This window comes from Phyllobacterium sp. (genome assembly GCF_037994425.1).
In the GTDB taxonomy this organism is placed as follows: domain Bacteria; phylum Pseudomonadota; class Alphaproteobacteria; order Rhizobiales; family Rhizobiaceae; genus Phyllobacterium.
The window spans coordinates 1-16659 of the sequence record NZ_JBBNAM010000341.1 but is presented as its reverse complement, the minus strand read 5'-3'; the positions used below and the strand labels follow the sequence as shown (position 1 = coordinate 16659).

The 16659-nt window shown below is 59.1% G+C and carries 15 protein-coding genes; 8 read left to right on the top strand and 7 right to left on the bottom strand.

What is annotated here, in order from left to right; translation table 11 throughout:
• The first annotated feature begins 135 nt into the window (after positions 1-135).
• From AAAB35_RS22480 to AAAB35_RS22470, 3 genes are read left to right on the top strand one after another with little or no spacing between them, the layout of a single operon-like run.
• The gene (locus tag AAAB35_RS22480; protein WP_340670495.1) at positions 136-1641 is read left to right on the top strand and encodes an iron ABC transporter permease; all 1506 of its coding nucleotides are present in this window, start codon (positions 136-138) and stop codon (positions 1639-1641) included.
• Positions 1638-2696 (top strand): ABC transporter ATP-binding protein, encoded by a 1059-nt coding sequence (locus tag AAAB35_RS22475; protein WP_340670494.1) that lies wholly within the window; start codon positions 1638-1640, stop codon positions 2694-2696. The genes AAAB35_RS22480 and AAAB35_RS22475 overlap by 4 nt, the downstream gene beginning before the upstream one ends.
• 23 nt (positions 2697-2719) lie before the next feature.
• Positions 2720-3292, top strand: coding sequence for a DUF1349 domain-containing protein (locus AAAB35_RS22470; RefSeq protein WP_340670493.1), 573 nt, complete (start codon positions 2720-2722; stop codon positions 3290-3292).
• A gap of 8 nt (positions 3293-3300) precedes the next feature.
• On the opposite strand, the gene AAAB35_RS22465 is transcribed toward AAAB35_RS22470, so the two are convergent.
• On the bottom strand, positions 3301-4005 hold the full coding sequence (locus AAAB35_RS22465; protein ID WP_340670492.1) for a GntR family transcriptional regulator: 705 nt from the start codon (positions 4003-4005) through the stop codon (positions 3301-3303).
• 110 nt (positions 4006-4115) lie between these two features.
• Here AAAB35_RS22465 and AAAB35_RS22460 point away from each other — a divergent pair, with 110 nt between their 5' ends.
• The 4 genes from AAAB35_RS22460 (at position 4116) to AAAB35_RS22445 (ending at position 8525) form a co-directional block, all read left to right on the top strand.
• Positions 4116-5672, top strand: coding sequence for a sugar ABC transporter ATP-binding protein (locus AAAB35_RS22460; RefSeq protein WP_340670491.1), 1557 nt, complete (start codon positions 4116-4118; stop codon positions 5670-5672).
• A gap of 38 nt (positions 5673-5710) precedes the next feature.
• Positions 5711-6985 carry an ABC transporter permease gene (locus tag AAAB35_RS22455; protein WP_340670520.1) on the top strand — a complete coding sequence of 425 codons (1275 nt, stop codon included), beginning with the start codon at positions 5711-5713 and terminating at the stop codon, positions 6983-6985.
• A 104-nt stretch (positions 6986-7089) separates the two neighbouring features.
• Positions 7090-7983, top strand: a complete 894-nt coding sequence (locus AAAB35_RS22450; protein ID WP_340670519.1) for a substrate-binding domain-containing protein — start codon at positions 7090-7092, stop codon at positions 7981-7983.
• Between the two features lie 143 nt (positions 7984-8126).
• Positions 8127-8525 (top strand): hypothetical protein, encoded by a 399-nt coding sequence (locus AAAB35_RS22445; RefSeq protein ID WP_340670490.1) that lies wholly within the window; start codon positions 8127-8129, stop codon positions 8523-8525.
• A gap of 5 nt (positions 8526-8530) precedes the next feature.
• Here AAAB35_RS22445 and AAAB35_RS22440 read toward each other — a convergent pair whose 3' ends face one another.
• On the bottom strand, positions 8531-9187 hold the full coding sequence (locus tag AAAB35_RS22440) for a hemolysin III family protein (RefSeq protein ID WP_340670489.1): 657 nt from the start codon (positions 9185-9187) through the stop codon (positions 8531-8533).
• 240 nt (positions 9188-9427) lie between these two features.
• Here AAAB35_RS22440 and AAAB35_RS22435 point away from each other — a divergent pair, with 240 nt between their 5' ends.
• Complete coding sequence (locus AAAB35_RS22435; RefSeq protein WP_340670488.1) at positions 9428-11140, top strand: cache domain-containing protein; 1713 nt, start codon at positions 9428-9430, stop codon at positions 11138-11140.
• A 126-nt stretch (positions 11141-11266) separates the two neighbouring features.
• Here AAAB35_RS22435 and AAAB35_RS22430 read toward each other — a convergent pair whose 3' ends face one another.
• The 5 genes from AAAB35_RS22430 to AAAB35_RS22410 all read right to left on the bottom strand — a co-directional run.
• Positions 11267-12241, bottom strand: coding sequence for a formylglycine-generating enzyme family protein (locus tag AAAB35_RS22430; protein ID WP_340670487.1), 975 nt, complete (start codon positions 12239-12241; stop codon positions 11267-11269).
• Between the two features lie 68 nt (positions 12242-12309).
• On the bottom strand, positions 12310-13671 hold the full coding sequence (locus tag AAAB35_RS22425; RefSeq protein ID WP_340670486.1) for a BatD family protein: 1362 nt from the start codon (positions 13669-13671) through the stop codon (positions 12310-12312).
• Complete coding sequence (locus AAAB35_RS22420; RefSeq protein ID WP_340670485.1) at positions 13668-15236, bottom strand: VWA domain-containing protein; 1569 nt, start codon at positions 15234-15236, stop codon at positions 13668-13670. The genes AAAB35_RS22425 and AAAB35_RS22420 overlap by 4 nt, the downstream gene beginning before the upstream one ends.
• Positions 15233-16246 carry a VWA domain-containing protein gene (locus tag AAAB35_RS22415; protein ID WP_340670484.1) on the bottom strand — a complete coding sequence of 338 codons (1014 nt, stop codon included), beginning with the start codon at positions 16244-16246 and terminating at the stop codon, positions 15233-15235. Before AAAB35_RS22415 ends, AAAB35_RS22420 begins: the two co-directional genes overlap by 4 nt.
• The coding region (locus tag AAAB35_RS22410; RefSeq protein WP_340670483.1) for a DUF4381 domain-containing protein at positions 16233-16659 on the bottom strand (427 nt) is incomplete at its 5' end. The genes AAAB35_RS22410 and AAAB35_RS22415, both read right to left, overlap by 14 nt.

Sequence of the window (16659 nt, the reverse complement as noted above, 5' to 3'; positions counted from 1 at the left end):
AGAACCCAGAAACGGGCCTCCTGCACCAAAACGAGGAAAGCAATTTCTCCATTGCCGCCAAGCCAGTCAAACCAGCCAGGCGAGTTATTGCTGCAAGCTCCGTTTCCCCTAGGCCGTCGCCGCGGGCTACCACGCATGTCGGTGTTTGCCGCCGCGGCGATCGTTTCGGCGTTCTCGCTGCTACCCGTCGGTTTTGTTATCTGGATTACCATTCAGACCGGTTGGGTAACGGCGTCGGCCCTGATCTTTCGCCCACGTGTCGGCGAATTACTGATCAATACGGTTCTCCTGCTCGTATTCACGATTCCAATTTCGATCTTGCTGTCGGTCTCCCTCGCATGGCTCACGGAGCGCACGAACCTTCCCGGCGCACGTTTCTGGTCGTGGCTTGCGGTTGCGCCGCTCGCCGTTCCCGCCTTCGTTCACAGCTATGCCTGGGTTAGTCTGGTGCCGGGGCTGCAAGGGCTGTTCGGCGGCGTTCTCGTTTCGGTTCTCGCATATTTTCCGTTTCTCTACCTTCCGATTTCCGCGCAGATCAGGCGACTCGATCCGGCAATCGAGGATGCCGCGGCTTCGCTCGGCAACGGCCCATGGCGAATATTCGTCTTTGCCGTATTGCCGCAACTGCGCCTGGCGATCTGCGGCGGTTCTCTTCTGATCGGCCTGCATCTACTCGCTGAGTACGGTCTCTACGTGATGATCCGGTTCGACACATTTACGACGGCGATCGTCGACCAGTTCCAATCAGCTTACAACGGTCCTGCAGCAAATATGCTTGCCGGCGTTCTGGTGGCTTGCTGCTTCGGTTTACTCGGTCTTGAAGCCGCGGCCCGTGGCAACGAACGTTATGCGCGCGTCGGCTCCGGCGCGGCGCGCGTCCCGGTCAAACGGGCGCTTGGCTGGATGGTGGTGCCGGGGCTGGTCCTTTGCGCATTGACCGCGGCACTCGCGATCGGCGTTCCCTTCATGACACTCGGCCGCTGGCTCATCCTTGGCGGGGCCAGTGTTTGGCGCATTGACCTCATTGGCAACGCTCTGGGGCAAACCATCTTGTTCGCGCTCGCCGGAGCGGCTTTGACGACAGTGTTGACCTTCCCGATGGCGTGGCTATCCGTCCGCGCGCCCGGCCGGGCCCAACGTATCATGGAGGCATGCCACTATTACGTAGGATCGCTTCCAGGCGTGGTCGTGGCGCTGGCGCTCGTGACCATTACCGTGCGCTTCGCTCTGCCGCTGTACCAGACGGTCGCAACCCTGCTGCTCGCCTATGCTCTTCTGTTCCTGCCGCGATCCCTCGTAGGGTTGCGCGCCAGCATTGCGCAAGTTCCCGTCGAGCTTGAACAGGCGGCGATGGCGCTTGGCCGTACGCCGTTCAACGCCGTAGCGCAGATCACCATGCGGCTCGCGGCGCCTGGCTTTGCCGCCAGCATGGCGCTTGTTGCACTAGGCATTACCAACGAGCTTACCGCCACGCTGATGCTCTCGCCCAACGGCACGCGCACGCTCGCGACGCAATTCTGGTCGCTGACGAGTGAGATTGACTACGTGGCGGCTGCACCCTACGCACTGTTGATGGTTCTCTTTTCCCTGCCCATGACATTGCTGCTCTACATCCAATCGAAGCGAATGGCCGGACGATGACCTTCCTTTCAGTAAGAACCGTCACCAAACGCTATGGACGGGTTACCGCCCTCGACGCCGTCAGCATCGATGTCGCCGCCGGAAGTCGCACCGCGATCGTCGGCCCGTCCGGTTCGGGCAAAACCACGCTCTTGCGCCTCATTGCCGGGTTTGAAGTGCCAGACGCGGGCCGGATCGAATTGGACGGTGAACTTCTGGCGGAGGGCCGGGCAGCCATTCCTCCACACCGGCGGAGCATTGGCATTGTCGCGCAGGACGGGGCACTCTTTCCTCACCTCACCGTGGCAGACAATATTGGTTTCGGCCTGGATCGAAAGGCGCCGTACCGAGATCAGCGCATCCTGGCACTGATGGACATGGTGGAACTGGCGCGGCCGATGCGCGACAGGCGGCCTCATCAGCTCTCCGGCGGTCAGCAGCAGCGGGTTGCCCTGGCGCGTGCTTTGGCAAGGCAGCCGAAGTTGATGCTGCTTGATGAACCATTCTCGGCGCTTGACACGGGGCTGCGGGAGGCGATCCGTATCTCCGTTGCCGAATTGTTGCGGGTCGAGAAGATAACGGCCATGCTGGTCACGCATGATCAGGCCGAGGCACTGTCATTTGCCGACCAGGTTGCCATTCTACGCGACGGACGGCTGCTTCAGTCCGGTCCGCCGCGCGACCTTTACATGAGGCCCTCCGATCCCGGCATCGCCGCCTTTTTTGGGGATGCAATCATCCTGCCAGCCGAGATCGAGGACGGGTGGGCGAGCTGCGCTCTTGGGCATGTGGAGGTATTGACCCCCTATCGCGGCAAGGCGCAGATCATGCTGCGGCCTGAGCAGGTGGTCTTGTCCTTGCCGAGCGGCGTGCATAACGGTGTGCAGGCTTGCCATGGAATGATCACGCGGATTGATTTCAACGGACCGTCAAGCTTGATTTCGCTGTCGCTTGCCGGCATCGATGGCGAGGTGCGCGCAGCGCCGCTCCTGATCAAGAGCGCGCGCATGGACTTGCCGCCGGTTGGCAGCCGTGTTCAGATCAGCCTGATCGGTCAGGCCCACGTCTTCGCCTGATCCTTGGGCGGGGAAACGAACAAATGGACGGGCACTTTATCTGGCTGAACGAACCTGAAGTTCATCGCGGCGATGCCGCCGACCTGCACGTTACGACGGGCGCGAAAACCGACTTCTGGCAGGAAACGTTTTATGGTTTCGCGCGCGACAACGGTCATGCCTATCTCACGCTGGTAGAGGGCGATTTTACGGCTCACGTCCGCTTTAAAGGCGACTACCGGGAACTCTACGATCAAGCCGGGCTGATGTTAAGGATCGACGCCCGGGCGTGGATCAAGACCGGCATCGAATATACGGACGGGCTGATGCATTTCAGCGTCGTGGTCACGAACGGCTCATCCGACTGGTCGGTCATTCCGTTGCCTGATGCGGATCGTGACGATGAGGTCGCCGTGCGATTGACCCGCCACGCAAGCGCGGTCCGCGTTCAGTTTTCTGTCAATGATGCGCCTTGGCAATTGGCACGCCTTGCGCCATTTCCGGGCACCGACGCTTCAGTCGGAATGATGGCCTGCTCGCCGGAAAGGGCAGGGTTCTCGGCAAACTTTCGCGGGTTCAGTCTCGGTCCTGCCATCGACCGCAAGCTGCACGACTAGCTCAGGCTCTAGCCCTTGAATAATTCCGGGCGTTTGTTGCGAAGGTGCAGAAGCATTTTGCCCATCTGCGAAATATGCGCTTCCATCGTTCTGGCCGCACGATCGGCATCCTTTTCGGCGATCGCCGCGATGATCGCTTCGTGTTCGACAAGTGTATCCGCCATGCGCGCCTCGTAATGGAGGAGGAGGCGCCGCACCCGGTCGATCTGGCTCCTTTCGCGCGATGCGATCTCGCGCAGTCCCACCAATCCGGCGGCATCGCTGATCATGTCATGCAGCGCCTCATCGAGTTCGTAGAACTGTTCGAAATCCCTGCGTGTAGCGGCTTCCCGCTGTCGCTCCAGGTTTCGCCGCATCTGTTCGAGGGCATCCGGCGTCAGTTGTTCCGTGGCTCGGCGGATGGCGGCCGTTTCGAGAGCGACCCGGACGAATTGCGCCGTCTCGATCTTCTCCAGCCACAACCGCGCGACAAACGTACCCGTTTGCGGATAAATCTCGACCAATCCCTCATCGGCTAGCCGGTTTATCGCATCGCTGACGGGAGTCCGTGAAACGCCAAGCTGCGCGGCGATCACTTCCTTGCGAATGGCTTCACCTGGGGCGAGCTGGGATGAAATAATCGCCTGACGCAGTATAGTGTAGACTTGGTCCTTGCGCGTGACCGCGACGACCTTCTGTTCCTTGAAATCCCTTCTCGCAGAACGGATCTGCACGGTCGAGTTCTCTCCGAATGCTTGCCAAACCTGTGGTTGCAGCAATTGACTCCCGCGCCAACATCTAACATGTTACATACCAACGGGGAAGAATGTTTTGGGAGGAGCATTTGGATAATCAGTCCCCTATTGTGTCGTTGCGCGGGATCAGCAAATCCTTTGCGCACGTCATTGCCTTGCGCCGTATCGACCTCGATATCTACTCGGGCGAGATCCACGCAATCATGGGCGAGAACGGGGCGGGAAAGTCGACTCTGGTCAAGATTCTGAGTGGCGTACATCGCCGCAGCGGTGGACATATGGAAGTTCGCGGCGAGGCCGTTGATTTCGCTACCCCCAAGGAGGCCGAGCGCAACGGGATCGCCATCATCCATCAGGAATTGAATCTCATTCCATCCCTGAGCGTCTCGGAAAATATCTTCCTCGGACGCGAGCCGCTCCGAGCGGGTCTTTTCATCGACTACGCGGAAATTGAAAGACGCAGCGCTGAAATACTTACCCGGTTCGGCATCGATATCGATCCACGCGCCGATGTCGAGAACCTGCGTGTTGGCGAGCAGCAGCTCGTTGAAATTGCGAGGGCGCTTTCGCTGAATGCGGACGTCCTCGTGCTTGACGAGCCGACATCCGCACTGTCCGAGGCTGAAGCCCAACGGCTCGCAACCTTCGTGCGGGATCTGGCGCGCCAAGGCGTTGCAATCGTCTACATTTCGCACCGGATGAGCGAAGTGTTCGCTCTTGCCGACAAGATTACCGTTTTGCGCGACGGCAATTTTATCGCGACGCGCCGCTCAGGAGAGATCAGCGAACGCGACGTCATCCGAATGATGGTTGGGCGGGACGTGAAGAAGCAGGAAGTGGCGCCTTCGGTGTCGGAGAGCCCGATCGTCCTTTCAGTGCGCAATCTCAGTCTTGAACGACCCAATTCGCGCGGCCGGATTCACAGTGTTGTCAATGACGTAAGCTTCGATCTTCATGCAGGTGAAATTCTCGGCATCGGCGGACTTCTGGGCTCGGGCCGGACGGAAGTCTTGGAGCTCATCTTTGGCGCGGCCATCGGCAAGCGCACGGGATGCGTCGAGCGCGCCGGCATCAACCAGGCGGCGCAGTCGCTCACACCGCGCCGTTCCGTCAGTAAAGGGATTGCGTTCCTTACTGAGGACCGCAAGGGGACCGGACTTCTGATGCATGCCGACATCCGTTCCAATGCCGTGCTGCCATCGCTGCCATGGCTTGCGCCGCTCGGCTGGATCAGCAAGACGCGTGAAGATACGGTTGCCGGTCGCATCATCACTGCCATGCGCGTCCGGTGCGAGGGAACTGATCAGGGGATCGATGAACTCAGTGGCGGAAACCAGCAGAAGGTGGTTCTCGGCAAATGGCTGGAGACGAGACCGCGTGTCGTCCTGCTCGACGAGCCGACGCGCGGCATCGATGTCGGCGCAAAGGAGGAGATTTACGATCTTCTCAAAAGGCTTGCAGGATCGGGCGTCGCGATCGTGATGGTCAGCTCGGAACTTCCGGAATTGCTTTCGCTTTCGAACCGCATTCTTGTCATGTGCGAAGGAAGGGCGGCAGGCATTATTGAGGCGCATGATTTTTCTGAAGAGCGTGTCATGGAGTTGGCAACGCCATTAGGCAATGCCCTCACCGGAGCAGCTGCATGACCGATCCAGGCGAGCGCGCAATGTCATCATCGAATACTATGGAGTGGCTGAAGGGCGTCGTTAAGGCCACAAAGCTCTACTGGGGCTTGGCGCTGCTGTTTGCGGTAGGCGTGCTCTCTTCGCCGGTCTCCTCCAAGGGGCACAATATATTCCTGTCGTTTGGCAACTTATCGGATGTCTTCCGTCAAATCTCCGTCACTGGCATCACCGCCGTCGGTATGACACTGGTCATTCTCATTGCCGGGATTGATCTGTCGGTGGGCTCGGTCCTGGCATTGGGCTCTGTGGTCTGTGCAATGCTCCTTACCAATGAGGGTTGGTCATCCGCCTATCTGCTCGGAGTTCCGGCCGTATTTCTTCTTGCCTTCTTCGTCGTCCTTGGCACCATGTCCTTTGCCCTGAGGGTTCAACGGCGCGCGGTACACGCGGAAGCCGCACCCGGCATGTCAAAGGTTGCACTGGTCGTGGCGTTGGTCGCAGCTCTTCTCATCGCATTGCGGGTTGCTTCGAATTCCGGCAGCAAGGCAGGCGTTCTGCTTGTCCTTCTTGTCGTTCCCGCGGTCGGCCTCATGCTCGGAGCGATCAACGGTGTTGTCATCGTGGGCGGCAGGCTGCAGCCGTTCATCGTCACGCTCGCAATGATGGTGGCGGGTCTCGGCGTTGCCCGATTGACTGCGGGGCAAAACACGGCGGTCTGGCCGGTCTATACTGGCAGCAATGCCACTGAGGATTTCGAGGCGTTGCGCTCGCTCATCTTCGGGATCATCCCGGTTCCAGGCGTCATCTTTGCCGGCATCATCGTTCTTTTCTGGATCATCCTGAAGTTCACGAAGTTCGGCCGCTACATTTATGCGATCGGTGGCAACGAGGAAGCCGCACGGCTCGCCGGCGTTCCCGTCTGGCGCGTCAAGATCACCGTCTATGCGATATCGGGCTATCTCGCGGCTCTCGCCGGCATTCTTTACGTGGCGCAATATCGTCAGGGGAAACCCGATGCCGGCATGGGCCTTGAACTTGATGCAATTGCCGCCGTTGTCATCGGCGGAACGAGCCTCATGGGCGGTCGAGGGTCGATGATCGGCACGCTGGTCGGCGTGCTTATATTCGGCTTTCTCAGCAATATCCTACAGCTCAACAACATCGACAGCAATACCCAGCTTGTCTTGAAGGGCATCATCATTATCGTGGCGGTCCTACTTCAGGAACGCCGCTCAAGTGGTTGGATGTTCTTCCTTTCCCAGCTCAAGGTGCGCAACGCACCCGACAGATCCGTGACCAGTCAGCAGACGGAAACACATCGGCACGGCGAATAACGCGCATAACCACAGCAAAAGGGAGAGAGATAATGAGCATAACCCGCAGACAGTTTGCCACATGGGCACTTGCGACGGCCCTGATCGCACCTGTCGCCTTCAACATGTCCTCAGCGCAAGCCAAGGACAAATACACGATCGGCTTCAGCCAGGTGACGACCGTCGAACCCTGGCGCGTTCAGTTCAACAAGGATCTCGAAGCGGAGGCCAAGAAGCACGCCAATGTCGAGCTGCTGGTTGCCGACGGCCAGGACAAGACTGAAAAGCAGGTGGCCGATGTCGAGAACTTCATTCGGCAGGAGGTGGATGCGATCCTGATTTCCCCCAAGGAATCGGCAGGCCTGACCGGCGTCGTCGAGAAGGCAATGGATGCCGGTATCCCGGTCATCGTACTCGACCGAAACGTTGATACCGAAAAATACACCCAATGGATCGGCGGCGACAATGTGGTGATCGGCGAAGCGGCCGGCAAATATGCCGTCGAGCGTCTCGGCGGGAAGGGCAAGGCAAAGGGAACTGTGGTTGAAGTCTGGGGCGGGCTCGGGACTCAGGCGAGCCATGATCGCAGCAATGGCTTCCACAAGTATACGGACGCTGAACCGGGCATCAAGTATCTGCTCGACAAGCAGTCGGGCGACTGGAAGCAAGATCAGGCCTACAACATCATGGCGACCGCACTGCGCAACCATGAAGACATTACAATGGTCTATGGCCATAACGACCCCATGGCCTATGGCGCCTACCTTGCCGCGAAGGACGCTGGCCGTGAGAAGGATATCCTCTTTCTCGGCGTTGACGGACTTCCCAATGAAGGCGTCCAGTGGGTCAACAAGGGTGAACTCGCCGCAACGTTCCTCTACCCAACGCCAGGCGCCGAGGGGCTGCGTCAAGCTTTGAAGGTGCTTGCGGGCGAAAAGGTCGAGAAAAAGATCGTTCTTGGCACGGAAACGATTACGAAGGAAAATGCGCCTGCAATCCTGAAGGCGAATGGGCTCTAAGCTTCCACAATGTCGAGCCGCACATTTTTGCGCGGCTCGATTTTCTCCGACATCTTATTGTTATTGCAAGCTTCTGCGCTATGATTTGGCGGTGGGGTGGCTCGCAGCGCCGCGACATAGAGCAATTGGATGGAGGTACCGACATGAAGCAGCACGCCTTTGCCGCCGCAATTGTGTTTGCCGTAAGCGCCGCGTCGATGAACGGTTCTTCCGCCGAACCATTGCAAACTATGGATGACGTCGGACAGGCCATAGCCGCATGTTGGAAGCCCGCTTCGGATTGGAAAGGCACGGTGACGCTGAGTTTCAGCTTCAAACGCGATGGAACCCTGATAGGCGCGCCCCAACCGACCAATATCGCTGTAGACGGCGACGAAAAGGCGCGTGAACAATTCGTCGGGTCAGCGATCGGCGCCATCGAATCCTGCATGCCGTTGACCTTCTCGTCGGGTCTTGCTGCCGGTATCGGCGGGCAAGTGTTCACCATGCCGTTCACTGCGCCAAAAAGCGGGCAGGATCAGCCGACCGTGGACACGCAGTAAAGGGTCTAAACGACCACGGCGCAAACGGCGGCAAAGTGGATGCTCGCCGCAGTGAGGACGAAGGTGTGCCATATCGCGTTATGGAAGGGCAAGCGTTCGAAAACATGGAATATGACGCCGCAGGAGTAGACGATTCCTCCCGCAAGGATCAGCCACAGCGCAGAGGCTGATAACGCGCCCTCAAGTTGGCGATAGGCGGCAACACCACTCCATCCAAGGGCGAGATACAGCCCTATTGCGAGCCGGTCGAACCGTCCCGGCATCAGGAGTTTCAGGACGACGCCGGCAATGGCAGTGGCCCAGACACTGGCGAGAAGCCACCACGTGCCGGATTTGGCCATGAACGGGGTATAGGTTCCGGCAATCAGCAGATAAATGGCCGAATGGTCGAAACGGCGCAGGAAATACTTGATCGAAGAGTCCGGCCAGATGTTGTACGTGGCCGAGAGCCCCATCGAAAGTACCAGTGTCCCAACATAGACGGCCGTTGCGGTCGACGTGCCTCGTGCCGGCTGACCGAGCACGATCGTCAGGAGAATGACCGATGCGACGATTGCGAGGGTCGTGCCAAGAACATGAACGACGCCATCCGCCCAAAGCTCCGCGACCGAATAACGTCGGAAGATCGTAACGGGTAGTGCTCGTAACTGCGATCTTGTCAAAAGAGTTCCTGAATCTCGGCGGTGCGCAAGCAGCGTATTTCATTCTGGGCTTTTAACAACCGAAAATCCACCGGCATCCTCTCGATGGCCAATCAGGAGAATCCCGATGCGCAATGCGGGAGAATGTGTAACAATGCTAGGTAATTACATTCGTAATGACATTCATTTTTACTTGAGAGGATTGCAGTATAGAAAAACCGGAGCGGACGCCGAGCGACCGCTCCGAGTTGGGGGTGGCCGTTGAATTTTCTGCGCAGATATAGTGATCGGGCGACATTTGCAGGAGTACCTGCGTTCCTGCGCCGCCTTGGCGTGATGGCGCCGGATGGCAAGGCGCTGAGCGGCGAAATTCGGCCGCATTCCCGTCCATTGCCGCTGCTTCCCTATGGACTTCTGCTCTTCCTCAGCGTCGCCGCGATCATTCTTGTCTTCATCATTGGCGTGGGCGAGAGCAGGGATAGGATGATCGTCGAGTCCAAGGTTCAGTTGCGCCAGAAGACCGCGCTCCTCGAGGCCTATGTCAGCAAAATCCTCGAAGCGAACGAGATGGTCTTGCGCAACATTTCCTCGGAAATCGATCCGATGTCCTGGAGGGACATCGTGGCGTCGCCAGCTGTGGCAACCATCCTGGCCGAGCAGAAGCAATTCCTGAAACACTCGGGCGTCATTGCCCTCGTCAACAGGGAGGGCTCACTCGTCGCCTACAGCGAAGGATTTCCCGCCAAGTCGTTCAGCGTGACGGACCGCGATTACTACCGCTACCTGCGCGACAATCCCTTGCGTGAGACCTTCATTGGCGAACCCCTCATCGGCAGGGTTCATGGAAAACTTTCTCTGACGATGAGCAAGGCCTTGCACCGGCAGGACGGGAAGTTCGATGGATTGATATTGATCACTATGCCGCTCGAATACTTTTCCAATCTGTTCAATGGTGCCGCTTCGCCTTCGGACGTTGCGCAACTCTTGCGAAACGATGGCAGAGTCGTCGTCAATGTTCCGTTCGCGCAAGACGGCAAAGAGGCTCCTGCCTGGTTCGCGTCCGCTGTGGAATCCAATCCCACTGCAGGGGTCGTTAGCGGCATTTCGCCGGGCGACGGGGCCGACCGGCTGGTGGCCTATAGAAAGGTGGAGGCCTTCCCGTTCTATGTGAGCTATGCCATCGACGAGGGAAAGTTGATGACCGGTTGGTGGCAATCGGTCTTCGTCTACGGCGCTGTGCTTGCAACCGCCCTTGCGGCATTCATGACGACCGCGTGGATGGCGCGCCGCAATTCGATTGCGCTGCTCTATTCGAATGAGTCACTCCGCGAGGTAAGCGAGCGTGTTCTTGTATCTCAGGATGAGGAGCGCCGCTCCATAGCGCGCGACCTGCACGATTCCACCGGCCAGCATCTGATCGGGGCGGCAATGGAGCTTGATAATGCCAGATCGCGCATCGCGGACGTTGATGACGAGACGTCGCGGGCATTGAATCGGGCGGCTGAACTCATCGTGCAAAGCAACGAGGAACTGCGCACCCTTTCCTATCTCCTGCACCCGCCGATGCTTGACGAGTCGGGCCTGCCCAATGCGCTCGAACTGCTCGTTGTCGGCTTCGAAGAGCGGAGCGGGCTCGAAATCGAGCTGCGCGTCGCGCCGGAAATCGGAACGAAACGGCCCCCGGCCGGGGTCGAACTGGCGATATTTCGTATCGTTCAGGAGGCACTCACGAACATCTACCGCCACTCCCACGCCCGCCACGCCACGATAAGGCTTGTGCGTCAGGGCAGCGATGCACATTCCACGCTGTCGCTGACTGTAAAGGATGACGGCATCGGCATTGAACGGAGAAATCGCAGGATAGTCGGCGTTGGGCTATCCGGAATGGAAGCGCGGCTAAGGCCCTTCAACGGCCTGCTCGATATCTCCACCAGCAAGAAGGGAACCACACTCTCGGTGCAAGTGCGCGGTTAAAAGGGGCGTTTAAGTTTGGCGTCGAACTGGCTGATCTAGCCTATGTTGACTGGTGGAATGCCCGTAAAATGCTGGAGAAGCAACGCCGCTTGGGGAATTACCAGACTCCCGTCAGCCCGGGGTCGACTATCGGTCGGGGCGCTTGACGCAGCGGAAACCGACGTGACTGGTCGAAGTGTCCTCAGGTTCGGCATGCCTTGCCGCTGGCCGGTAACGCCGGCAGTAGTTGGGTGCGCATAAATGCGATCCGCCTTTTAGAACCCGCCGCGGAATTCGGATCTGAGGCTGGTGGGGGTCGTAGCTCGCATCGACCGGGCCGCCACGGGGATTAAGCGGTATGCAGCACGCCTTTGCCGCTGGCTCCGGATGGCGGGTTGACCAGAAATCACCCGTCCACTCCCACACATTTCCGATCATGTCGTAAACGCCATAACCGTTTGGTGGAAATCTGTGGACGGGTGATGTCCGGTCGTCGCCTTGGGAGCGAAGGTTGTGATGGGGAAAGATGCCTTGCCACGTATTGGCCATTTGCCGGCCGCCCGGCGTAAGTTCGTCTCCCCATGTATATTCGGCCTCATCAAGTCCGCCACGGGCGGCGAGTTCCCATTCGGCCTCCGTCGGAAGGTCCTTGCCAGCCCAGTCTGCGTAGGCCTTGGCATCGTGCCAGGCAACGTGCACGACAGGGTGGTCGAGTTTGCCGCGCAAATCGCTGCGCCGTCCATACGGATGGCGCCAATCGGCCCCGAATTTGTAAGTCCACCACTGGGAAATGTCGGGGCTCGTGACGGGCCGCGTTGGCGGGTCGAACATTAGCGACCCCGGCTTCAACATGTGTGGCAAGGCACCCGGATAATCCTTTGGATCAGGTGCCTTTTCGGCAACGGTCACATGCCCGGTGGCTTTAACGAATTCGGTGAACTGGCGGTTGGTGACGGGCGTTGCATCGATCCAGAAGCCGTCAACCTCGACCGGATGAGTCGGGGCCTCCTCAGCATAGTGCTTGTCAGAACCCATCATGAAGGTTCTTCCAGGGATCCAGATACGGCCGTCCTCCGATTTCAACTGCTCGCTGAGGCCATCATGCTGGGCTGCGACTGGCATTCTTCGGTCTCCGAGTTCAACTTGTGGGAGCATCGCCGCGAAAGGGCCATGACTGAAGTACGTTACGGTTACAAACCGGGATTTCTAGCGTTCTGCTGCCAGTCATCGCCGACAGGAGGATTGAGCGGAGGAAGGGCTGGCGCAACTGTAGCGGAGCGACGGTTGCGCCCGGGATTGCGCACGCGCCACGCCAAGATGGCCGAGGTCAGGATGCGCGCGCTACCTTGCGTCGCAGAGTGGGGTGGGCCGAAGAGATCCCGCTCGAATGCCGCCAATGCGGTTTGAAGCGTCTTGTCGCCGCTGGTGGTGGCCCATTCCGTTGCACTCTTGAATCCCATGGCTTTCGTCCAAAGATTGAGCGCTGCATAGGCGGTCTTCGCATCACCGGAATTGAGCGCGGTCAAAACTTGCCGATAACGGGTGTGTTCGGATTGAGCCCGCGCCTCCCGGCGGGCATCAACCCATCGCCGCAACCGAGGCAACAGGCCACGGACGAGCAGAACCAACAGGACGAGGGCGAGAACCACCAGGCTAATGCCTATCACCGCGCGAACGGAAAGCCGGTGAGAGTCATCATCTGCCTTGGGAAGTTCCGGCGGAATGACATTGGTCGTGGGAGGCCCAGCTTTAACGGTAAGCACGATGGATTTCAACTCGGTGCGCTGCGGCTGCATGCTTTGGGTGTCAAACCAATCAACCACGAGAGGAGGAAGCGTGAACGTGCCCTCCCTGTCCATCATGTAGGTGACGCGGTCAGTTCGCTGGCTCCCTTGTTCACGGTTCGGGCCGCTGACCCCATCCGCGAGGACCGGTGATTGCCGGTATAGTTTCACGCTGTCGGGCGTATCAAATTGCAATTGTGGCAGCATCATCGCCCTCGTCGCTGTGGCAAAAAGAGTGACCGTGCGTACGAGCGTATCGCCGACCTTGAGTTTGGCCGGATCGCCGTCCAAGGTTTGGCTGAGTTCAGCGTTGGTGGCCGAAAATGCCGATGCTTGCGCTTCAGGTGGCAAATCGTCGACCGCAAAAGTAATCGATGGCAGATTTACCACGGCTTCCGTCGACTGGCCGGGTACCTTGGCGTAGCCAAGCGGAACAGTTGCCGGCGGCAGCGTGAATTCGCCGGCCACCTGGGGAATGATGAGATACGTACGGCGAATGCCGGAAAACTCTTCGCCGTTCACGGACTTGACGAGATTCTGTGCCCGTTCATCGGGGAGGGTAACGATTGCATTCGCGATGTCGAGCAACGGAAATTGCGGCGGCGAGGTGAAGAAGTTCGGAACGTAAACATCGACGTCGATGCTGACCTGCTGCCCGATGACGATCTTGCCCTTTGTGCCGACTGAGGCTTCGGCGAAGGGTTCGGCCGCTTTGGCCGGAAATGCCAACAGCAGGAAGAGCGCAAAAATCCACGGCGGAAGCCTCATTGACGCGCGCCTCCAGCCTCGATAGCGAACTTGCGGGCGAGAAGATCGGCAGGACTGACCGCGATGTTCTTCATCCAGATGTCAGCCGCCTGTTCGGCAACGTTGACCTGCCCTTTCTTGCCTTGCTTACCCTTTTCGTCGAACTGAACCTGATCGGGCTTGAGATTGGGGTCTTGCTGCTGTTCCTGCTCTTCCTGCTTTTGCAGGGAAACAAGCCGTTCGGCGATGGCGAGATTGGCTTTGGCTTCCGGCCAGTCCTTGCGCAGTTCCAAGGCACGCTTATAGGCGGCGACAGCCTGATCCAGCCGCCCGAGGTGGAGCAGCGCGTTACCCTGGTTATACCAGGCCTCGGCCGTATCCTGCGTTGCGAACGCGTCGACAGCCTCGCTGAATTTACCGGCACGATACAGCGAAACCCCCCGCCACTCGCTGTCCTTGAAGTGTGCTGCCGCGCCCGGATAATCGCCTCGTTCGTAAGCAAACCGTCCCTGCTGGTCGGGCGTCAGCCACATATTGCCGAAGCTCAGATCGGCGGCCATCGACATGTCGGGGCTGGCAACAAGATGGAACGCGAGGAGTATTCCGGCCCAACGGACGACCCAACCGCGCCGGAAGGAGAGCGCCGCAAGTAGAACAACCGGGATGGTCAGCCACCAGCCAAAGTCGCGCCAGCGCGTCTCCGCCTCGGCAGCCTTCTGTGCGAAGTGCGTTTTGATCCGATCAACGATCCAGCGCACGTCGCTATCGTCACTGGTAAAGGTGGCGACGCTGAAGTCGCCTGCGCTCTGCAGTCGCTTCAGGGCATCTACGTCGAGCTTGGCAAAGAGACGGTTCCCCGCTGCGTCGCTGGCGAAATTTCCGTCGCTGGTTTTGACCGGTCCGCCTTCAGGAGTGCCAATTGCGAGGAGGATCACGTTGTTCTGACTGCTGAAGCGGGTGACAGCTTCAAATGAAGGGGTATCGACGCCATCAGTCATGAGAAGGATCGTTCCGGGTGCCTGCGCGTTTGCGAGCGCCTTCTCTGCCGCCGCCAATGCAACCGTGGTGTTCTTGCCGGCAACCGGCATGATCCGCGTTGCGAGGGCGTCGACATAGGTGCGGACAAGAGCCGCATCGTCGGTCAGCGGCAGAACCAGATGCGCCGACCCGGCATAGGCGATGATGGCGGTCCTCGCGGCTGGACGCGCCGCCAAGATGTCATGGACCTTGAGTTTCAACCTTTCGAGCCGCGACGGCGTGACGTCGATCGCATCCATTGTCTGCGACAGGTCGATCGCAATCACCAGCGGGGCCTCGTCCTGAACGAAAGGTGGCAGTTCGCGTTGCCACGTCGGGCCAGCAAGAGCGAGGGCGCCCAGGGCGATAAGGATCGCCGTTAGATGATAGGGCCGCAACCGGCCCTTGGATGGATCGTCGGATACGAGGTGGTCGAGCAGTTGTGGCGCGATCATTTCGCGCCAGCGCAACCTCATGTCGGACTGACGCGACGCCAGCCATGGAATTGCGATGGCCGCGAGGATCGCGAGGAGCCACCAGGGCCGCAGGAAGTGGAAGTCGGCGATCATCGGCCGCTCACCGGTTCTGGCGCCATCGAAGCGCGGTTTCGCAGCCGCGCCAACAGGAAAGCACACAGATGATAGCAGATAGCCAGCAGCAGCGCGGCACCAAGAGGGTAGTGAAACAATTCGATGCGCGGACGCCAGGAAAGCGTTTTCTGGTTCATGGGAGTGATCCGGTCGAGCGTCGCATAGATATCCTGCAACCCAACCTGGTCCTGCCCGAAGAAGTAGCGTCCGCCGGTCGTTGCGGCAATCTTTTCAAGCGTGGTGGTGTCGAGTTTCGCCTCTCCAGATGCCTCGGGATTGCCGATACCCACGGTATGAATCGTGATTTTCGCATCCTTGGCGATGTCCGCAGCCTTCGACGGCGGCATTGTGCTCGCCGTGTCGTTGCCGTCGGTGAGCACGACGAGCACCTTTTCGGGGGCCGTCGTGTCCTTGAACATCTTGATTGCAAGGCCAATGGCGTCGCCAAGCGATGTCCGCGGACCAGCCATGCCGGGCAGCGTCTCGGCGATCATGGTCTCTACCGTGGAATGGTCCATCGTGAACGGCACCAGGGGATAGGGGGCATCACCAAAGGCAATGAGACCGATACGGTCGCCCGGTCGCTTGCTGACGAAGTCGCCGACGACCTTGTGGACTGCATCTATGCGCGAGATCAAGGTACCGCCTGGATCGCGAAAGTCCTTCGTTTCCATCGATTGCGAAAGGTCAATCGCCAGCATTAGATCACGCTGCGGCTCGGTCTTCTCGATTGGCGGTTCGACATATTGCGGACGGGCAAGGGCGACGACCACAAGAAACCAGCAGATCGTTGCCACCATCAGTTGTGGCCACGTTCTGCGCGTCACAAGCGATCCGGTCGTCGGGGCAATTCCTGCAGCCTGTGTCACTTCCTCAAAGAATGGAATGCGTACCGAAGCTGATTCAGAGCGGTAGGGCGGGAGCAGCCACCAGATCAGAATCGGGAGCGGCAACAGCGCAAGCAACCAGGGGAAATCAAGCTGGTACATGGTGCTTCTCGATCCAGTGGCGCGCGCTCGCGAGCAACTGTTTTGTGTCGCCGGAAGTGCCACTCGCTTTTGCCGGGCGATATTCCAGATCGTCGAGCACACGGGCTAGATCCTCACCGAGCGTTCGATCCGGCATCGAATTTCGCAGGAATGCGACCCATGCGTCGCCGCTTTGCGAAGCGACGGTATCGCGCGGCCAGGCGGCAAGTGCAACCCGTTTTACAAGTTTAGGCACCTCCCTGTTGATCGTCTCGGGATTACCATCGCTTTCGAGCTGGGCGAGTATTGCCAAGGCATCCCGCCGATAGCGATTGGCTCTGCGTTTTTTCAGCCAATTCCAGCAAGTGATTGCGATTGCAGCCAGAAAGATGATCGCCAACAACCCCCAGCCCCAGGTTTGCGGGACCCACGAC

Bases quoted from the DNA above. Each gene is read 5' to 3' on its own strand.
- AAAB35_RS22415 (WP_340670484.1), bottom strand. From the start codon at position 16,246: ATGTACCAGCTTGATTTCCCCTGGTTGCTTGCGCTGTTGCCGCTCCCG.
- AAAB35_RS22470 (WP_340670493.1), top strand. From the start codon at position 2,720: ATGGACGGGCACTTTATCTGGCTGAACGAACCTGAAGTTCATCGCGGC.
- AAAB35_RS22475 (WP_340670494.1), top strand. From the start codon at position 1,638: ATGACCTTCCTTTCAGTAAGAACCGTCACCAAACGCTATGGACGGGTT.
- AAAB35_RS22480 (WP_340670495.1), top strand. From the start codon at position 136: ATGTCGGTGTTTGCCGCCGCGGCGATCGTTTCGGCGTTCTCGCTGCTA.
- AAAB35_RS22450 (WP_340670519.1), top strand. From the start codon at position 7,090: ATGTCCTCAGCGCAAGCCAAGGACAAATACACGATCGGCTTCAGCCAG.
- AAAB35_RS22420 (WP_340670485.1), bottom strand. From the start codon at position 15,236: ATGATCGCCGACTTCCACTTCCTGCGGCCCTGGTGGCTCCTCGCGATC.
- AAAB35_RS22445 (WP_340670490.1), top strand. From the start codon at position 8,127: ATGAAGCAGCACGCCTTTGCCGCCGCAATTGTGTTTGCCGTAAGCGCC.
- AAAB35_RS22425 (WP_340670486.1), bottom strand. From the start codon at position 13,671: ATGAGGCTTCCGCCGTGGATTTTTGCGCTCTTCCTGCTGTTGGCATTT.
- AAAB35_RS22455 (WP_340670520.1), top strand. From the start codon at position 5,711: ATGGAGTGGCTGAAGGGCGTCGTTAAGGCCACAAAGCTCTACTGGGGC.
- AAAB35_RS22430 (WP_340670487.1), bottom strand. From the start codon at position 12,241: ATGCCAGTCGCAGCCCAGCATGATGGCCTCAGCGAGCAGTTGAAATCG.